This is a genomic window from Cytophagales bacterium, assembly GCA_033344775.1.
Classification (GTDB): domain Bacteria; phylum Bacteroidota; class Bacteroidia; order Cytophagales; family Cyclobacteriaceae; genus JAWPMT01.
Genome location: JAWPMT010000001.1, coordinates 560,474 through 576,921, shown reverse-complemented (window position 1 = coordinate 576,921; position 16,448 = coordinate 560,474). Strand labels below are relative to the sequence as shown.

General features: G+C 44.2%; 11 protein-coding genes. 7 read left to right on the top strand and 4 right to left on the bottom strand.

Features of this window, described 5'->3' with window-relative positions; all coding sequences use genetic code 11:
• The first annotated feature begins 315 nt into the window (after positions 1–315).
• Positions 316–747 (top strand): hypothetical protein, encoded by a 432-nt coding sequence (locus R8G66_02300; protein ID MDW3191158.1) that lies wholly within the window; start codon positions 316–318, stop codon positions 745–747.
• Here R8G66_02300 and R8G66_02295 read toward each other — a convergent pair.
• Positions 715–1,779, bottom strand: a complete 1,065-nt coding sequence (locus R8G66_02295; protein MDW3191157.1) for a hypothetical protein — start codon at positions 1,777–1,779, stop codon at positions 715–717. The genes R8G66_02300 and R8G66_02295 overlap by 33 nt on opposite strands.
• Before the next feature lie 313 nt (positions 1,780–2,092).
• Positions 2,093–5,626, bottom strand: a complete 3,534-nt coding sequence (gene smc / locus R8G66_02290) for a chromosome segregation protein SMC (GenBank protein MDW3191156.1) — start codon at positions 5,624–5,626, stop codon at positions 2,093–2,095.
• A 161-nt stretch (positions 5,627–5,787) separates the two neighbouring features.
• Between smc and R8G66_02285 the strand changes: the two genes are divergently transcribed.
• The 5 genes from R8G66_02285 (at position 5,788) to R8G66_02265 (ending at position 10,890) form a co-directional block, all read left to right on the top strand.
• Positions 5,788–6,306, top strand: coding sequence for a hypothetical protein (locus tag R8G66_02285; protein MDW3191155.1), 519 nt, complete (start codon positions 5,788–5,790; stop codon positions 6,304–6,306).
• A gap of 394 nt (positions 6,307–6,700) precedes the next feature.
• The gene (locus R8G66_02280) at positions 6,701–6,841 is read left to right on the top strand and encodes a hypothetical protein (GenBank protein MDW3191154.1); all 141 of its coding nucleotides are present in this window, start codon (positions 6,701–6,703) and stop codon (positions 6,839–6,841) included.
• An 18-nt stretch (positions 6,842–6,859) separates the two neighbouring features.
• Positions 6,860–7,135: a hypothetical protein gene (locus R8G66_02275; GenBank protein MDW3191153.1), complete on the top strand. Its 276-nt coding sequence runs from the start codon at positions 6,860–6,862 to the stop codon at positions 7,133–7,135.
• Positions 7,136–7,258: 123 nt separating this feature from the next.
• Positions 7,259–10,471, top strand: a complete 3,213-nt coding sequence (locus R8G66_02270; GenBank protein ID MDW3191152.1) for a glycosyl hydrolase — start codon at positions 7,259–7,261, stop codon at positions 10,469–10,471.
• A 293-nt stretch (positions 10,472–10,764) separates the two neighbouring features.
• The gene (locus tag R8G66_02265; GenBank protein MDW3191151.1) at positions 10,765–10,890 is read left to right on the top strand and encodes a hypothetical protein; all 126 of its coding nucleotides are present in this window, start codon (positions 10,765–10,767) and stop codon (positions 10,888–10,890) included.
• A 222-nt stretch (positions 10,891–11,112) separates the two neighbouring features.
• Here R8G66_02265 and R8G66_02260 read toward each other — a convergent pair whose 3' ends face one another.
• Complete coding sequence (locus R8G66_02260) at positions 11,113–12,399, bottom strand: citrate synthase (protein MDW3191150.1); 1,287 nt, start codon at positions 12,397–12,399, stop codon at positions 11,113–11,115.
• Between the two features lie 63 nt (positions 12,400–12,462).
• On the bottom strand, positions 12,463–13,287 hold the full coding sequence (locus R8G66_02255) for a prohibitin family protein (GenBank protein MDW3191149.1): 825 nt from the start codon (positions 13,285–13,287) through the stop codon (positions 12,463–12,465).
• Positions 13,288–13,640: 353 nt separating this feature from the next.
• On the opposite strand from R8G66_02255, the gene R8G66_02250 reads away from it, so the two are divergent.
• Positions 13,641–16,403, top strand: coding sequence for a phosphoenolpyruvate carboxylase (locus R8G66_02250; GenBank protein MDW3191148.1), 2,763 nt, complete (start codon positions 13,641–13,643; stop codon positions 16,401–16,403).
• Positions 16,404–16,448: the final 45 nt, after the last annotated feature.

Here is a 16,448-nt window from a genome sequence, read left to right as displayed (position 1 = left end):
ACACCAATAATATTAGGCCTTCATACAATTCGCCATACTTGTTGAAACTTGTGAATTGGATAATCCGAATAAACTACCACGGCTCGAGTTCGATCTCGTAACTGCCCAAATCAACAGCCTCTCCAAAAAGTGTAGAAGTAAGTTGTGGTCACCTTATGATCACTGATGTTGAACCTAAACTCAGGTGTTATGCGCATTTCTTTCAAATGTTGGGTGTTATTTATTGCCATTCTCACTATTACATTCAAGCTTCAAGCTAAAAACAGACACTGCGTTCCCGTGATCAGGATAGCTGAGCAAATGCCGAAAAAAATAATGAACGAACTCATGTTCTATGCTAGAGCTCTTGGGATTAATCAGGCTGCTACAATTCAGGTAAGGTATTCATTGCGGTTTCCAGGTCTGAAAAAAGGGCTTATGCAATATCAGTATACAGGATTTGAAAAGGCACCTCATCAGATCATGATTTGGATCAATCGTAGACTTACACCATCAGAACAATCCATGACCCTGGCGCATGAAATGGTGCATGCAGCGCAATACATTCATGGTTCATTGGAAGATAAAGGCCAGGATGTTACCTGGCTTGGGGAAAGCTATGATGTAGATCGAATTCCATATGCAGATCGCCCATGGGAGAAAGAGGCACATGAATGGGCCCATGAATTGAGAACAGATTATTTAGATCAGCTTAAACTAAGAGAACAATACCTATCAGGTATTCATCCATTTCCAGAATCGCTGTAGGGCGTTCATTTTGGTAGGTGCTCCTTGGGTAGGCTTTACTTGCTCATGTCCTGGAACTTTCTTTGTTGGTTTTTTCTTGGGAGGGGGAGCCGCCTTTGACTGGATGTTCTGTTGATAATGCTTGCGTTTTCGGTCTTTTTCTTGTAGCTGTTGGGCTTTTTTTTGCCGTTCTGCCTTTCGTTCTTCACGAATTCTGGCAGCAGCTACAGGATTGGTCTGCTTTCTTCTTTTACCTCGATGACGGCCGCGTCTGCCACGGAAATCTCCTTCGGTATCTTCATCTTTTTCAGTTGCTTCTTTTTCTTGCTTGGGTTTAGGCTCTGGGAGATCGATTTTCCCTTTTACGGTCAATCCTGGTAAGTGGACTTTGGGTGCCTTGATCAGAACGTCCGTGTTTTCTAATAGTTCCTCATCCGGGTCTTCCAGAAGATCCGAAACCAATACTTCCCGTTTTTCAGTTTTCTCAGAAGCTTCATTATCAACGTCAACTAATCCTTCGGTATGCCCATTGTCGGAAGTCTCAAGGCTTACCATTTCCTCAACTTCGTTTGCTTCTTCAACCGCTTCTTCCTGTTCGGTAACTTCCTCCGATTCTTGGTGCTCTTCAGCCTGATCGATGATTGTTGGCTCCTCTTCCGCTTCCGCCACTTCCACTGAGATAGCAATTTCTTCCTCATTTTCAGCTGTTTCCAGAACCGCATCTTGTGATTCTTCTATGGCTAAAGGCTCATTTTCTGTTTGAGTGATCTCTTCAGAAACATCAGTAGCTGATTCAGTTACTACGGTTTCAACGGCTTCTATGGGTTCGGAAGGTGATGCTTTTTCTACAGCATCTTTTTCTGCGATGGCTTCAACTGGTTCCGGTTCTTCAACCTCTTCAGGCAGTGGGCCAAAGAGCTTGATGATCTCGTCGATTTGTTCTTCTGACAATTTCGAGTTGCCATGAAGAGGTTTTTCTCCTTCGACGAGAAGTTCATTGATGATTACAGAAGGTTTTACAGAAAGCTTTCGGGCTAGGAGGCTAAGACGCATGCTCTTTCAATGCCAAAATAGGAACAAAAAACAAAGCAAATATAGCCGGAATACCGAAACAAAGAAGCGAGAAAATTCAGGTAATTGTAAGGGTGGAACTGATAATTATACTTTGACAAGATTCCTCCTGTACCCCCGGCGAGGGTCGCTTCAATTCCCTAAAGGGGTCGGTCAAAATCAATTTGGCTCCATTTAGGGTCGGAGTTATCCGATTGATTATTAATCTTGCCGAAGTATAACCAGGAGTAAAGTCGCATAATGTGCTTCTAAATTTCTCTTTTTGGAGACCAGGAATTAAGGTTTTAGACGGTTTCTAGTTCAGCTGACGTAGATCCACTGGAACAACTTTAGAAACCCCTTGTTCTGCCTCTGTCATAGTTACACCGTAGATCACGTCTGTACTCGCCATCGTACGCTTGTTGTGCGTAACGATGATGAATTGCGATTCATTGGAGAACTTGCGGATGATGTTGTTGAATTTATCGATGTTCGCATCGTCCAGCGGAGCATCCACCTCATCGAAAATACAGAAAGGAGCAGGTTTGATCAGGTAGATCGCGAACAGAAGTGAAGTGGCTGTTAAAGTCTTCTCTCCTCCAGACAATTGGTTGATGGTCAGCGGGCGTTTGCCTTTTGGCTTGGCCATGATCTCGATGGAACTTTCCAGAGGATTGTCGGGATCGGCCAATCTCAAATCACAATCGTCCTCTTCAGTAAACAAGGTACGGAATACGTTGATGAAATTCGCCTTGATCTCTTCAAAAGCTGCGGTGAATGTTTCTTTCGCCACCTGATCTATTTCGCCAATGGTATTCAATAGTGATTCCTTGGCTTTCAACAAGTCTTCTTTCTGCGTGGTGATGAAATCATAGCGTTCCTTGATTTCTTCATAGGCCTCCATAGCCATCGGGTTGATCGGCCCCATGTTGTCCAGGCGATTCTTCAGCTTTTCAGTGGTGAGTTTGAGGTTGGCTTCCGTTTCATTTTCAAACCCTTCAGGAATATCACCTTCCAGGTCATCAAAATTGATGTTGAACTCCACGGACAATCGATCCTTGGCAGAATGCAATTGCAGTTTGGTTTCGTTCATTTTGTTCTGCCACTGCATCAGCACCTGATCCACGGTTTCGCGCTGACGCTGGACTTCACGAACATGCTTTTCTTCCGTATCGATGTTGCCCCGAAGCTGGTAGTAGGATTTTTCTGCTTCATTAACGCCACCTTCAATGGTCTCTTTCTCCTCATACATGGAGATCAGGTCATCATCATTGACAGCCGTCCGCTTGATCAGTTCCGAAAGGTCCTGCTCGGCCATTTCCAGCTCTTCCTGATTGCGCATGATGCGATCCTGACTGCTGTTCAAGGCTTCCCCTTTGAAGGAAATTTCCTGATTGACCGAATCTACCTTGTTTTGTTGTCGGTGGAAGAGGACATTCTCTTCGTTGAAAGCTGCCGATTTATGTGAGAGCAACTCATTGGCCGCTTCGAATTCTTGTTTCTGATTACCTGATTGGAACTCTAGTTCCTCAAGCTGTTCCTCCAAAAGATCACGAGAAGGACGCAGTTCAATCAGCGAGCCTTCCAACTCCTGTATTTGGTGTTCCAGGTCTTCTCTTTTCAAAGAATTGGAAGAAAGCATGGAAACAAATTGCTCTTGTCTTGTTTTCAAGGAAATGTAAGACTCATTCAATTGCGTCATTTCCGTCCGGACCTGCTCCAGTTCATCACCTTGTGAAGCACCGGAAAGGTCTTCCACATGCATTTCTTCACTGATAACTTTGGTGTGTACCTGGCCTTGTTTTTTGGTCAGCTCTTTGATCGTCTCATTGAGCTTTTCCAGGTTTTTCGCACGTCCAATTCTTTTTCCTTCGAACAAGCCGACAGATCCACCGGACATGTGGTATTCCCCGCGGGTGATTTGACCTGATTTTGCAATGAAGGTAAGGTGCTCCCACTCTTTTTTGATTTCCACACCTTCTTCATATACATACGCATGATGAAGCAGGTAATGGATCAGGTTTTTATACTGGTCTTCGTATTCTACAATAGCTGTAGCTGGAGTAGCACCTTCTATATTGGTTTGCGGTTCCCAATCGCGTTTCTGAAGCTCATCCAACACGAAGAAATTTGCTTTGCCTCGAGTACTTTCTGCTAGCAATTCGATTGCTTGTTCCGCTTCATCGTGGGTATTCACAATGAAGTGGTTCATGAAGGGCTCCAAAAAGTTCTCAATACAAATACGGTACTCTTCTCCAGTAGTCAGAATATCCGAAAGGAGAGGAGTGGCTTTGTATTCCTTCTTTTTCTTTAAAAACTTAATGGCTTCCGGGAAACCTTCCAGGTTTTCTACCAGCGATTTGGTCAGTGCGTACTCATTTTGAGCAGCATCGAGTTTTCGGTTGATTTTTGCCTCTTCATCCTTGAACTCCGAAAGTTGGGTTCGTTTCAGTTGCAGGTTCTCCGCAAGATTTTCTTCCTTTTGTTTCAAAGACTCGAAACGTTCCTGTGCCTGTTGCCGCTCTCCATCAATTTCGGCAAGCTTGCTTTCAAATTCTTGTAGAGAAGCAGATTGTTCGGAGGAATCTTCGCTTGTTTTCTCTAATTCCTGCTTCAAGGTGCTGAGCTGGATCTCCTTGATCTCAATTTCTTTGCTTTGCTGAAATACCTGTTCTCTTCGAGAGTTGTACATCTGATTGGACTCATTCACCATTTGCTGGATTTCCTGAGTCCTCACTTTCTGTCCCTCGTATTCCGTTTTAAGCGCTTCCAGTTTTTCAGTGATGTCGGCCAGGATTGCTTCAGCCGTCTCCTTTTCATTTTCCAGAGAAATGATTGAGAAGGAGGCACGCTCGCTGCTCTGTTTGTCCTGTGAGATCTGTTCTTTCAGGTTCTCAACCTTATCCTGTAGAAACCTCTGCCGCTCATTTCGGATCTTCTTATCGCTCTCATACTGACGGATCTTGTGAACATGCTCGTTCAATGTTTTCTGACGAGAGGCCAGGAGTTTCTCTTTACTTACTAATTCCGTTTTGAATTGCTGGATCAACGCTTCTTTCTCTGAAAGCTGCTTGTTCAATGAGATTTTCTTGTCATTCTCATTGGTCAACTGCTCATTGATGTTGTCATGGATCTCATTGAGCGACTTGATGGTGATATGTGCAAGGGCAATACTTGTGATCTTATATTCTTCCTTGATCTCGTAGTATTTCTTCGCTTGCCGGGCCTGACGCTCCAGTGATTTCAGGTTTTTCTCGATCTCAAAGAGCAAGTCTTCCACACGGGCCAGGTCATCGTCCGTATCGCTGAGTTTTTTCAGTGTTTCCTTCTTCCTGATCTTGAATTTGGAAATTCCCGCTGCTTCTTCAAATAAGGCACGTCTGGAATTGTCCTTATCGTTGAGCAGGTCATCTACCATTTTTAACTCGATGATGGCATAGCTATTGGAGGCAATTCCTGTATCTAAAAAGAGGTTGGTGATGTCTTTAAGGCGGCAGGCTACGTTATTGAGGAGATATTCACTTTCACCAGATCGATAATACCTACGGGTAATGGTCACTTGAGAATACTCCGTAGGGATCAGGTTTTTGGTATTGTTGAAAGTCAAGGAAACTTCTGCAAGCTGCGTAGGTTTCCGGTTACGGGTTCCATTGAAGATGATGTTGTCCATCTTGTCGGATCGCAACACCCTGCTTTTTTGCTCACCCAATACCCAGCGTATAGAATCTACTACATTGGATTTACCACACCCATTGGGACCCACGATTCCGGTGATCCCTTCATCAAAATTGATGACGACCTTGTCAGCGAAGCTCTTGAAACCTTTGATCTCCAGGCGAGTTAATTGCATAGGGTATGGATAGGTATCAGGTTCGGAGAAATATGCCGCATCCGACTAAACAGTTGCCTTCATACGTCCGTCCCTCATTTCACAGCCAGCAAAAATAATTACCTCCCTGAGTTTTAACTTACCTGTGACTAGATTAAATTTCCACATTCGAAACGATTCCTATGGAAGATTTTAAAATATGGGTTTACCTGGCTTTCGCGGCTATTTATCTGATTTCCAGGGCTATGAAGAAGAAAGAGCCCGAAAAGAAGCCTCGATCACCTCTTCAGACGGCTGATGAGCAATCTCCCAGGAGGAAGGCCCCTGCATCCTTTGAGGAATTATTGAAAGAATTCACCGAGGAACACGAGAGGCAAGAAACAGAAGAAAGACAAACTGAAGAACCTGTTGTCCAGCCAGTCAGTTCTCCAGCCAGACCAACGCTTCAAGAGGAAATCAGACTGGAAGGAGAGAAAAGACATTTTGCTGACGATGAAAGCCGCGCCATTTATGAGCGCTCCATACAGGAAGCAGAAGGAGCACATATTTCTTACGAGCGTGACGAGCATTTCAAAATGAAGCGCTTTGAAAGACAGGAGGAAGAAAATGAAATTGCTTCCGAACTCAGAAACATGCTGAAATCTCCCAGCGAAGCTAAGAAAGCGGTGATCTTATCAGAAATTCTGAATCGACGATATTAATCCAATTTATTTTTTAGGGTAGAGGTTATTGATCGAACAGATGTTCATGTGACGTGCATGACCCTGATTCGTATAGAACAAAACACTGATCACCAAAACCTTTATCAGGGATTGAACTTGCAGCCTAACTCTGGGAGAAAAAGTCTATTCATTCCCTTCCGGTGAAACAGTAACCAATATTACTACATCACAAAGCGATAGTTCCTGGGTACAATCTACCGCGGAATGTACCTATGTAATCACGCAGTTGGAAGTTCAGGATCCTGCTATTCCTTGTGAAGTCATTCCTCTTGAGTGGTCTGTAAGCCCCAATCCAACTGATTTAAATTATTTCGTTAATTATGTGAATTAAGATATTGATGAAATTTCATTTAATCGTATTTCTGGACAGCAGGTGAATATTACAGAAGTGACGTTTCTTGCCGATGGAGTTTGGCAGATGGTTATTCCGGATCACCTGGAGAATGGCCTTTATGTCTTAAAGGTACTGGCTGGTGGTCAGGAGCAAACAAGAAAATTAATTGTGAATAGATGACCTTCAAAACAACCTAAGATGGCCCAGGACAAGTTAGAACCAAAGACCAATCATAAATACCATTTAATGGCTGCCGGAAATACAGAGCCACCTGTTTTTGAATTGATCAAAGAAATGGGATTTGCAATTTCGAAACAGGGTGATTCCTGGCGTGCAGAGGATGAAAGTCTCCATGTCGGAGGCGAAAGTCCGCTCGAATTACTTGCTTTGATCACTTTGTATCAAGCAAAAGGAGAACATTGGCGGATTTCAGATGATAAAATTGAAGCTTTTATGACTTTTGATCAGTCCTAAGGCTTGTTAATTATTTAACCCGTTTCCAGGCAGCTTACATACAAAAATTAGCACTTGATCAATTAGCTCTTTGATTCTCTGTGTTCTTGTTCTTTATTGGTAATCATCTAACCAATTTAGGAAATGAAGAGAATTGTACTATTGACAATACTTGCATTATTCACTGTGGCGTCATATGCCCAGGAACTAGATGCAAAACTGTTTGCGGGACTCGAATTTAGGAGTGTCGGTCCTGCATTTACTTCCGGAAGGATTTCTGATATCGCCATTCATCCGACCAATGAAAGCGTCTGGTATGTTGCTGTAGGATCGGGAGGAGTTTGGAAAACTCAAAACAGAGGCGTGACCTGGGATCCCATATTCGATGACCAATCTGTTTATAGTATAGGGTGTATCACCATTGATCCTAACAATCCACACACCATCTGGGTCGGTACCGGCGAAAATGTTGGTGGTCGACATGTTGGTTTTGGTGACGGAATCTATAAAAGTGAAGACGATGGAAAGACCTGGAAAAACCTGGGCCTTGCCAATTCGAATCACATTTCAAAGATCATTGTACATCCTGAAAACCCTGATGTGATTTGGGTGGCCGCTCAGGGACCACTTTGGTCCAGTGGTGGAGAACGTGGTTTGTATAAGAGTACTGATGGTGGCGCCAACTGGAAAAAAACACTGGGAGAAGGCGAATGGACTGGGGTTACGGATATCGTTATTGATCCTAATAATCCGGATTGGCTGTATGCAGCGACCTGGGACCGTCACCGAACCGTAGCTGCATATATGGGTGGAGGCCCTGGATCTGGCTTGCATCGAAGTACAGACGGTGGCGAGACCTGGGAGAAATTGACTTCTGGCATTCCGGGCTCAAATCTGGGTAAAATGGGATTGGCCATTTCACCATTCAATTCGGATGTGATCTATGCCGCGATCGAAGAGGATTTGAGAGAAGGTGGCATTTACATGTCTACCAATAAAGGCAAAACCTGGAAAAAGCAATCTGATGCAGTTTCCGGAGGTACGGGACCTCATTACTACCAGGAGCTTTATGCATCCCCACACCATGAAGGTCGTTTGTACCTGGCGAACAACAGCATGCTGGTTACCGATGATCACGGTAAGTCATATCGGAGATTAAAAAGGCAGGGTGTTCATTCAGATAGCCACGCGATTGCGTTTACCAGTGACCCCAATTACATTCTGCTCGGTACAGATGGCGGATTATATCAATCTTATGATTTAGCCGAGAACTGGAATTTCATCAATAACATGCCGATCACCCAATACTATAAGCTGGCAGTAGACGATTCTGAGCCGTTTTACTACATCTATGGAGGTACCCAGGACAATGGATCACATGGTGGACCATCCCGTACACCTAATTCTACGGGTATCAGAAACTCAGATTGGTGGAAAACACTTGGCGGAGATGGCCATCAGTCGGCGATCGAGCCGGGCAATCCGAACATTACTTATGCACAGAGCCAACATGGTGTCTTACACCGTATCGACCAGATCACCAGAGAGCAGGTATATATCGCACCACAGCCTGGAGAGGGTGAGGTAGAAGAACGTTACAACTGGGATGCCCCAATCCTGGTCAGCCCACATGATCCTGCCACCATTTTCTACGCTTCCTCCAGGGTATGGAAGTCTGAAAATAGGGGAGATGCCTGGACGGCTATTTCTGGGGACCTGACACGTCAGGAAGAGCGCATCTCATTGCCTATCATGGGGCGTTTGCAGAGTTATGAGAATCCATGGGATCTGTACGCCATGTCTTTCTACAGCACCATCACGTCGTTGGCAGAATCACCTCAGCAACAAGGATTGATTTATGCTGGTACGGATGATGGGATCATTCAGGTAACCGAAGATGGGGGACAGAACTGGTCCAAATTTGAATTGAGTCGGGTTAAAGGGCTCCCAGCCAGACCATTCGTGAACGATGTACGTGCCGATCTGTTCGATGCGAATGTCGTTTATGCGGCTTTGGACAACCATAAGAACGGAGACTTTAAGCCTTACCTGATTAAGAGTACCGACAAGGGTAAATCATGGACGTTGATGAGTGGTGATCTTCCTGAGAAGCATCTGACCTGGAGATTAGTACAGGATCATGTTGACCGAGACCTGTTATTTGTGGCGACAGAATTTGGCATCTTTTTCACCAAAGATGGCGGTTCAAAATGGATCAAGCTAAAAAGTGGTGTACCTACGATTTCATTCCGCGATCTGACCATTCAGCGTAGAGAAAATGACCTGGTAGGAGCGTCTTTTGGAAGGAGCTTCTATGTATTGGATGACATCACACCAATAAGAGAGATGAACGCTTCGGATCTTGATGCTGAAGCAAAGTTGTTTTCCGTTCGTGATGCCTATTGGTACGATCAATTTTCCGCCGTTGGTTCTCAAGGAGCCATCTATTCGGCTGAAAACCCAGATTATGGTGCCACCTTCACCTATTACCTCAAGGATAAAATCACCACGCTAAGTGCTGAACGTAAAAAGAGAGAGAAGGACTTGAACAAGTCGAAGAGTGATGTGCCTTTCCCTGGTTGGGATGCCTTAGAACAAGAGGGCTGGCAGGAAAAACCACAGATCGTGCTGGTAGTGAAAGATGGTAGCGGTAAAGTGATCAATCGAATCACAGGAAAGAATAAGTCTGGAATTACTCGCGTGAGTTGGGACCTAAGCACAATGAATAAAGGTGTCGTTCAGTTAGAAAGAAGGGGGCGAAACAGGAGCTTCCCAGCAGTTCCAGGAAGCTATTCAGTGACCCTCAATAAAGTAGTGGATGGGGTCATGACGGAGCTGTCTGCTCCTCAATCGTTTGAAGTGAAGCCTCTATGGAAAGAGACTGCTTTACCTCCGGCTAGCCATGAAGAGATTGCAGCTTTTATCACTTCATTGGAGGATTATCGAGGAGCGATGAGTCAGGTAGGGGTGGACATGGGCAATGCCATGGACAAGGTCAAGGCCATGAAAACCGCATTGTCCCGAGCAGAAAAGCCTGTGACCGGACTGATGAAGGAGCTTTATGATGCCAGAATGCGTTTATTAAAACTCAACTCTCAGCTCGATGGTAATGAGGCGAAAAATGTGATAGGAGCAGGGGAAACATCTATGCCTACACCAAGAGATCGCTTTTTCTATGCGGCAAGAGGTGCCAGCACGACCCATGGCCCCACTGAGATGCACAAATCCAGCCTGGAGATTGGAAAAAAGCAACTGACTTCCATTCGAGCGGAGTTAGATGATATTGTGAATAATGTGATGCCCAAACTTGCGGAATCCATGGAAGCCGCAGGAGCACCACCAGTGGAGAGTTATTGATTATTCGCAGGTCTAAAATAATGTCATTCACTTAAGAGAAGTGATACGTCATTACGAGGCCACGAAGTAATCTTGATTGTTATCCGAAGTATGTTTGACAATATAGGTTGCTTCATTCTTCGCAATGACGAATGCTTAAGTCAAAGACATCAGAATCCAATAAGCCGGTCCACCTGGGTCGGTTTTTTTTGTTCTCCATCTTCGAAGACCGGCAGGAGGACTTTGAAGCATTCATCCATTTCGAATAGGGGATCTATGATTGAGTTTTGTCTGAAGATCAATATCTTTTATGTATGAAACGATTAATATGGATGGCAATCATAATTCTAGGAGTTGTGGCTTGCAGTGACGAAATGAACGACATGGAAATAGCAAAACAAGAATCCAACGTCAATGAAGTAGGAAACTACTGGGATTAAAGAATTCCTTCAAGGTTAATCCACTTGAATATCTTGAAGCTTAGGCCAAAATAAAGATCTTTTTAAGCCTGTTTAAACAGATCGATCTTTTTTGTGCACTTCGCGTTATCTATGAAGACACAGATGCATGCACTTTTCCCGGGTCTTAGGGATGGAAAAAGTACATTCACAAAAAAAGGACGCCTTTTCAAGCGTCCTTCTCATATTATGATGTATTAGATCTTAGCGATTGCTTAGATCAACATAATCTCTCTCGTTAGCGCCTGTGTAAACCTGTCTTGGTCTTCCGATCGGCTCTTTGTTTTCACGCATTTCCTTCCATTGTGCGATCCAACCTGGTAGACGACCAATAGCGAACATAACCGTAAACATCTCAGTTGGGATACCTAATGCCCTGTAAATGATGCCAGAGTAGAAGTCTACGTTCGGATAAAGCTTTCTGTCCACGAAGTACTGATCCCTCAATGCTTCTTCTTCCAGACCTTTAGCAATGTCCAATACAGGATCAGTTACACCAAGTGCATCCAATACTTCATCAGCAGCTTTCTTGATGATCCTCGCTCTAGGATCGAAGTTTTTATAGACCCTGTGTCCAAAGCCCATCAATCGGAATGGATCGTCTTTGTCTTTGGCTTTGGCCATCCACTTCTTTGTGTCTCCGCCATCTGCTTTGATGCCTTCCAACATTTCAATTACCGCCTGATTGGCACCGCCATGAAGTGGTCCCCATAGGGCATTGATACCTGCAGAAAGTGAAGCATATAAGCTCGCCTGAGAAGAGCCAACAATTCTTACCGTGGAAGCAGAACAGTTTTGTTCATGGTCCGCATGCAAAATCAACAGTTTGTCCAATGCCTTCGCTACTACCGGATCAATGGTGTAATCGTTCGAAGGAAGTCCAAACATCATTTTTAGGAAGTTGCTGCAATAATCCAGGCTGTTATCCGGATAAGTCACCGGATGTCCCATTTGATTCTTGTAAGACCATGCTGCGAACGTTGGCATTTTCGCCATGATGCGAATGATGCTCAAATTCACCTCTTCACTAGATCGGGTAGGATCAAGGCTCTGAGGATAGAAAGCAGTCAAAGCCGTAACCAAAGAAGACAAAACACCCATGGGGTGAGAAGTAGATGGGAATCCATCCAATAACTTCTTGAAATCTTCATGGACCAATGTGTGATTGGTAATTTGCTGCTGAAAATCTTCCAATTGTGTTACACTGGGAAGCTCACCATAGATCAACAGGTAAGAAACTTCCAGAAATGTCGATTGATCTGCTAATTGCTCGATGGGATATCCACGATATCTTAGGATTCCTTTTTCACCATCAAGAAAAGTGATTGCACTTGTTGTAGAACCTGTGTTTTTAAATCCGGGATCGATGGTGATCAAACCCGAGGTACCTCGAAATTTACTAATATCGATGGCTTGCTCCTGTTCCGTACCTTCAATGACAGGAAGTTCGAAGCTATTATCTCCAAACTTAATTTCAGCAGTCTTAGACATTTATATACAAGAATTATTAAAATTGATTGATGGGTTAAAATTAATCATTTCTACCAAGGCGGACTAGTTTCCTCCGAGGATCAATGGCATACCGTCTTTTCCACTACCAATGACGACAACTTTCGAATTAGGTGAATTAGACAGATCTCGAGTAGCTTCAATTCCCCGCATTTTTAGCAGATTGTCCGTAAGGCTATTGTTAATGATTTCGTTGGCGCGGGCTTCTCCTTCTGCCGCGATTCGTTTTCTTTCCGCTTCACTTTTTTCTTTATCCAATCGGAATTGATAGGCGAGGGCCTCCTGCTCTTGTTTTAGTTTGTTCTCGATGGCTTGTCGGATTTGATCAGGCAACGAGATGGAACGGATCAACAAAGCACGCATGACCACATTGTTACCCGGTGCGCCCAAGGTGGCTTCGGTTTCTTTGGTGATGGCAGCTTCTACTTCTGGTCGTTTAGTAGAATAGATCTCTTCAGCCGTATAACGACCCATTACTTGGCGAACTGTAGACCGTACTTCAGGAATAACTAGTCGTCGGACGTACTCTCTTTGAAATGTCTCGTGGATTTCTCCAATGCTGTCATACATCGGATGAAAGCGTACAGTGATGTCTACAGAGATATTAAGGCCACTCTTGTCGAGAACATCCATTTTTTCTTCTATCTGGTTCTCCGTTACATCATAGCGATAGATATCGTTCCAGGGTGCCTTGACATGAAATCCGGGCAAGATGATATTTCTCTTATCCAGTCCACCAGAGAATTTTTTAAACACTACTGCTCTCTCTGTTGCCTGAATGGTATAAAAAATACTGTTGGAAAGGGAAAAAATTACGATCAACGAGATCGCAACAATGATAACAGCTGGAAGGAATTTTCGATTATTCATGTTACTTAGCGCTTAAACTTAGGGCCGCAAAGATAGCTTACCTGACCCGTTGCGAAAGCTCTTTTGTTAACACAACCAATTTTAATGCGATTTTGATCAACAATTTTTCAGAAAAAATCATCGTTTGCATGAAATGTCTTAAAATGAACTGTTTTCTAGTTCCCCAGAAGTGATTAAAATTGCCACCACCCCGATAGGCAGCATTCCCAAAAGCCAGGCTTTTAAACTCATGTTCCAATGTGAGAAACCTCAGTTTCTTTCGGAATGTGAGACGGTTAGTTTGCCATGATCAGCGTAGCCTACCGCTACTGATGATGTACTGAATATTGTAAATGGAATAATCCGAATCTCTCATGAATTCAACCTTGAAATTACTACAGGAGCAATTAGGGAAGCCCTACAAGGATCTGGAATTTTTACTTATTGCGCTTAAGGAGGTACTGGCCGACAATGGCGAACTTGAAATGGCCAATGCAGTACCCTTGATCAACGAGGAAGATACTAGGGCCGCTGAGATGACCGACCGACAGATCCAATTGTATTCGTTGGTTTTTCAATTGGTGAACATCGTTGAGATTAATGGAGCAGTACAATCCCGGCGAGAAATTGAAGGTAAAAACGCACATGCCGACGTGCGAGGACTCTGGTCTGATAACATCCGTCGATTGATTGATGAGGGTACTTCCAAAGAAGCCATTATTCAACAAATCATTGCCACTAACATTGAACCGGTACTCACGGCACACCCCACAGAAGCCAAACGGTCCACGGTGCTTGAGCATTATCGTGAACTGTATTTGCTGCTGGTGAAGAAAGAAAATCAGATGTATACGGAGGATGAAATAGAAAACATACGTCACAACATCAAACTGACCCTGTATCGAATTTGGAAGACTGGAGAGATCTATATTGAGAAACCACGGGTAGAAGATGAACTACGTAATGTCTTGCATTACCTGGTGAACGTTTTTCCAAGTGTCATTCCTATGGTGGATCGCCGCTTATTGCAAGCCTGGTCGCATCTGGGTTATGATAAGCAAGAACTACTCGATCAAAATGCATTACCAGGGTTCACTTTTGGAAACTGGGTAGGAGGCGACCGGGATGGGCACCCTTTGGTGACCGCTGAAGTTACCCAGCATACGTTGCTGATGCTTCGTCTTAATGCGTTCGTCGTAATTCGAAGAAAGCTTTCTGAGCTTGTCACTAGACTTAGTTTTAGCTTGCCTCTGGACAAGGCATTGCCGGCGTTGAAAGATCGTGCGCTGCAGATGGTAGAACAACTGGGGGAGCGGGGACAAGAAGCGCTGGACCGGAACACGGGTGAAGCTTTCCGACAGTACATTAATCTAATGATCACGAAACTGCCGGTAGATACTAAACGGGGCCACGCGACAGAATTGGCTGACCTAAAAGGTAGCTATATGCGTTCTGCAGAGTTGAAAAAAGATCTACGACTATTGCAGGAGAGCCTGGTAGCCTATGGAGCGAAGACCATCGCTTATGACGATGTAACAGTGGCCAGAAGAATGCTTGATATCTTCGGGTTTTGTCTGGCCAAGCTTGACATCAGACAAAATAGTGACTTTCACGATAAAGCGATTTCACAATTGCTGGAAGCAAGTCAAATGAAATCTACTGATTTTGCCAATTGGTCTGAGACGGAGCGTATTGATTTCCTGAACAAAGAATTGGAATCCAATCGGCCTTTTTTGCCAGGAAATGTCCAATTAACAGAAGAGGCTGGCAAAGTCGTTTCTGTACATAAAGTGATTGAAGGTCATGTATCCAAATTTGGTGTAGCGGGGATTGGTTCGTTTATCGTCAGTATGACCCGGTCACTGTCCGATCTACTAGTTGTTTATGTCTTGCAGCGTGAGGCCGGACTGATAGAAAGGACAGAGGAGGGTTTGGTTTCTAAGATACCTGTTGTGCCTTTATTAGAGACAATAGAAGATTTGGAAAATGGACCGGAGATCCTGGATCAGTTCTTAAGTCATCCTTTCACACAAAGAAGCATTGCTTATCGTGCTAAGACCACCAATGATATTCCCAAACAACAAGTCATGGTTGGGTACAGTGATAGCAATAAAGACGGAGGGATCATTGCCAGTCAATGGGGATTGTACAAAGCACAAACTCGGCTTAGTGCCATTGGTAGAAAACATGGCGTTCATTTGCAGTTTTTCCATGGCAAAGGCGGTTCAATCAGTCGTGGAGCGGGGCCAACCCATTATTTCATAGGTGCGTTACCACATGGATCACTCACCGGAGATATTCGCCTGACGGAGCAAGGGGAAACGATCAGTCAGAAGTATGCCAATAAGGTAAATGCCGCATACAATCTGGAATTGCTAGCTGCGAGTACCATGCGTAAGTCAATTGAGCAATCTGCCGCTGAAGGGGATCCACATCCACAAGAGGAAATATTGGAGCATCTGGCCACGGAAACCAAGAAACGCTATCAGGAATTGATGAATGAGGAAGGCTTCATTCCTTATTTCCGACAAGCAACGCCAATTGATGCGATTGAAAACAGTAAAATCGGGTCCAGGCCTGCGAAACGTACCGGTGCCCAGAGCCTTTCTGATTTAAGAGCTATTCCGTGGGTCTTTTCATGGAGTCAGGCACGTTGCCATATGACTAGCTGGTATGGTATTGGTAGTACGTTGGAGTCTCTGGAGAATACACGACCCGAAGATTATCAGCAATTTAAAAAAGCCACAAGTACCGATCCTTTCATTCGGTATGTGCTCACCAATGTAGATACCAGTCTCGCGGCAACGGAAGAAGAAGTTATCGCCAGCTACGCCAATCTTGTAGAAGATGAAGCACTTAAAGATAAATTCTTGAAGATGTTCCTCGATGAACTGAGTCTGACCAAAAGACATTTGAATCATTTGTTGGAACGCCCGCTGGTGGAGAGAAGGAAAAATCACCACTATTCTAATCAACTGCGATCTGAAATGATGAAAAAATTGCATGAAAATCAAGTGCGGTTATTGGAGGAATGGCGAACGATGAAAAAGGAGGCGAATTCTGATATTGCAGCCACACAAACCAGTTTGATGTTGACGATCAACGCACTGGCAGGAGCCATGAGAAATACGGGATAATTCAGATAATCCCCCGAAAGCGGCCCTAAAGTTTGGAATTGAGCA

Excerpts from the sequence above, each read along its gene's own strand:
- R8G66_02300 (MDW3191158.1), top strand. The coding sequence starts at position 316 with ATGAACGAACTCATGTTCTATGCTAGAGCTCTTGGGATTAATCAGGCT.
- R8G66_02295 (MDW3191157.1), bottom strand. The coding sequence starts at position 1,779 with ATGCGTCTTAGCCTCCTAGCCCGAAAGCTTTCTGTAAAACCTTCTGTA.
- smc (MDW3191156.1), bottom strand. The coding sequence starts at position 5,626 with ATGCAATTAACTCGCCTGGAGATCAAAGGTTTCAAGAGCTTCGCTGAC.
- R8G66_02285 (MDW3191155.1), top strand. The coding sequence starts at position 5,788 with ATGGAAGATTTTAAAATATGGGTTTACCTGGCTTTCGCGGCTATTTAT.
- R8G66_02275 (MDW3191153.1), top strand. The coding sequence starts at position 6,860 with ATGGCCCAGGACAAGTTAGAACCAAAGACCAATCATAAATACCATTTA.
- R8G66_02270 (MDW3191152.1), top strand. The coding sequence starts at position 7,259 with ATGAAGAGAATTGTACTATTGACAATACTTGCATTATTCACTGTGGCG.
- R8G66_02265 (MDW3191151.1), top strand. The coding sequence starts at position 10,765 with ATGAAACGATTAATATGGATGGCAATCATAATTCTAGGAGTTGTGGCT.
- R8G66_02260 (MDW3191150.1), bottom strand. The coding sequence starts at position 12,399 with ATGTCTAAGACTGCTGAAATTAAGTTTGGAGATAATAGCTTCGAACTT.
- R8G66_02255 (MDW3191149.1), bottom strand. The coding sequence starts at position 13,287 with ATGAATAATCGAAAATTCCTTCCAGCTGTTATCATTGTTGCGATCTCG.
- R8G66_02250 (MDW3191148.1), top strand. The coding sequence starts at position 13,641 with ATGAATTCAACCTTGAAATTACTACAGGAGCAATTAGGGAAGCCCTAC.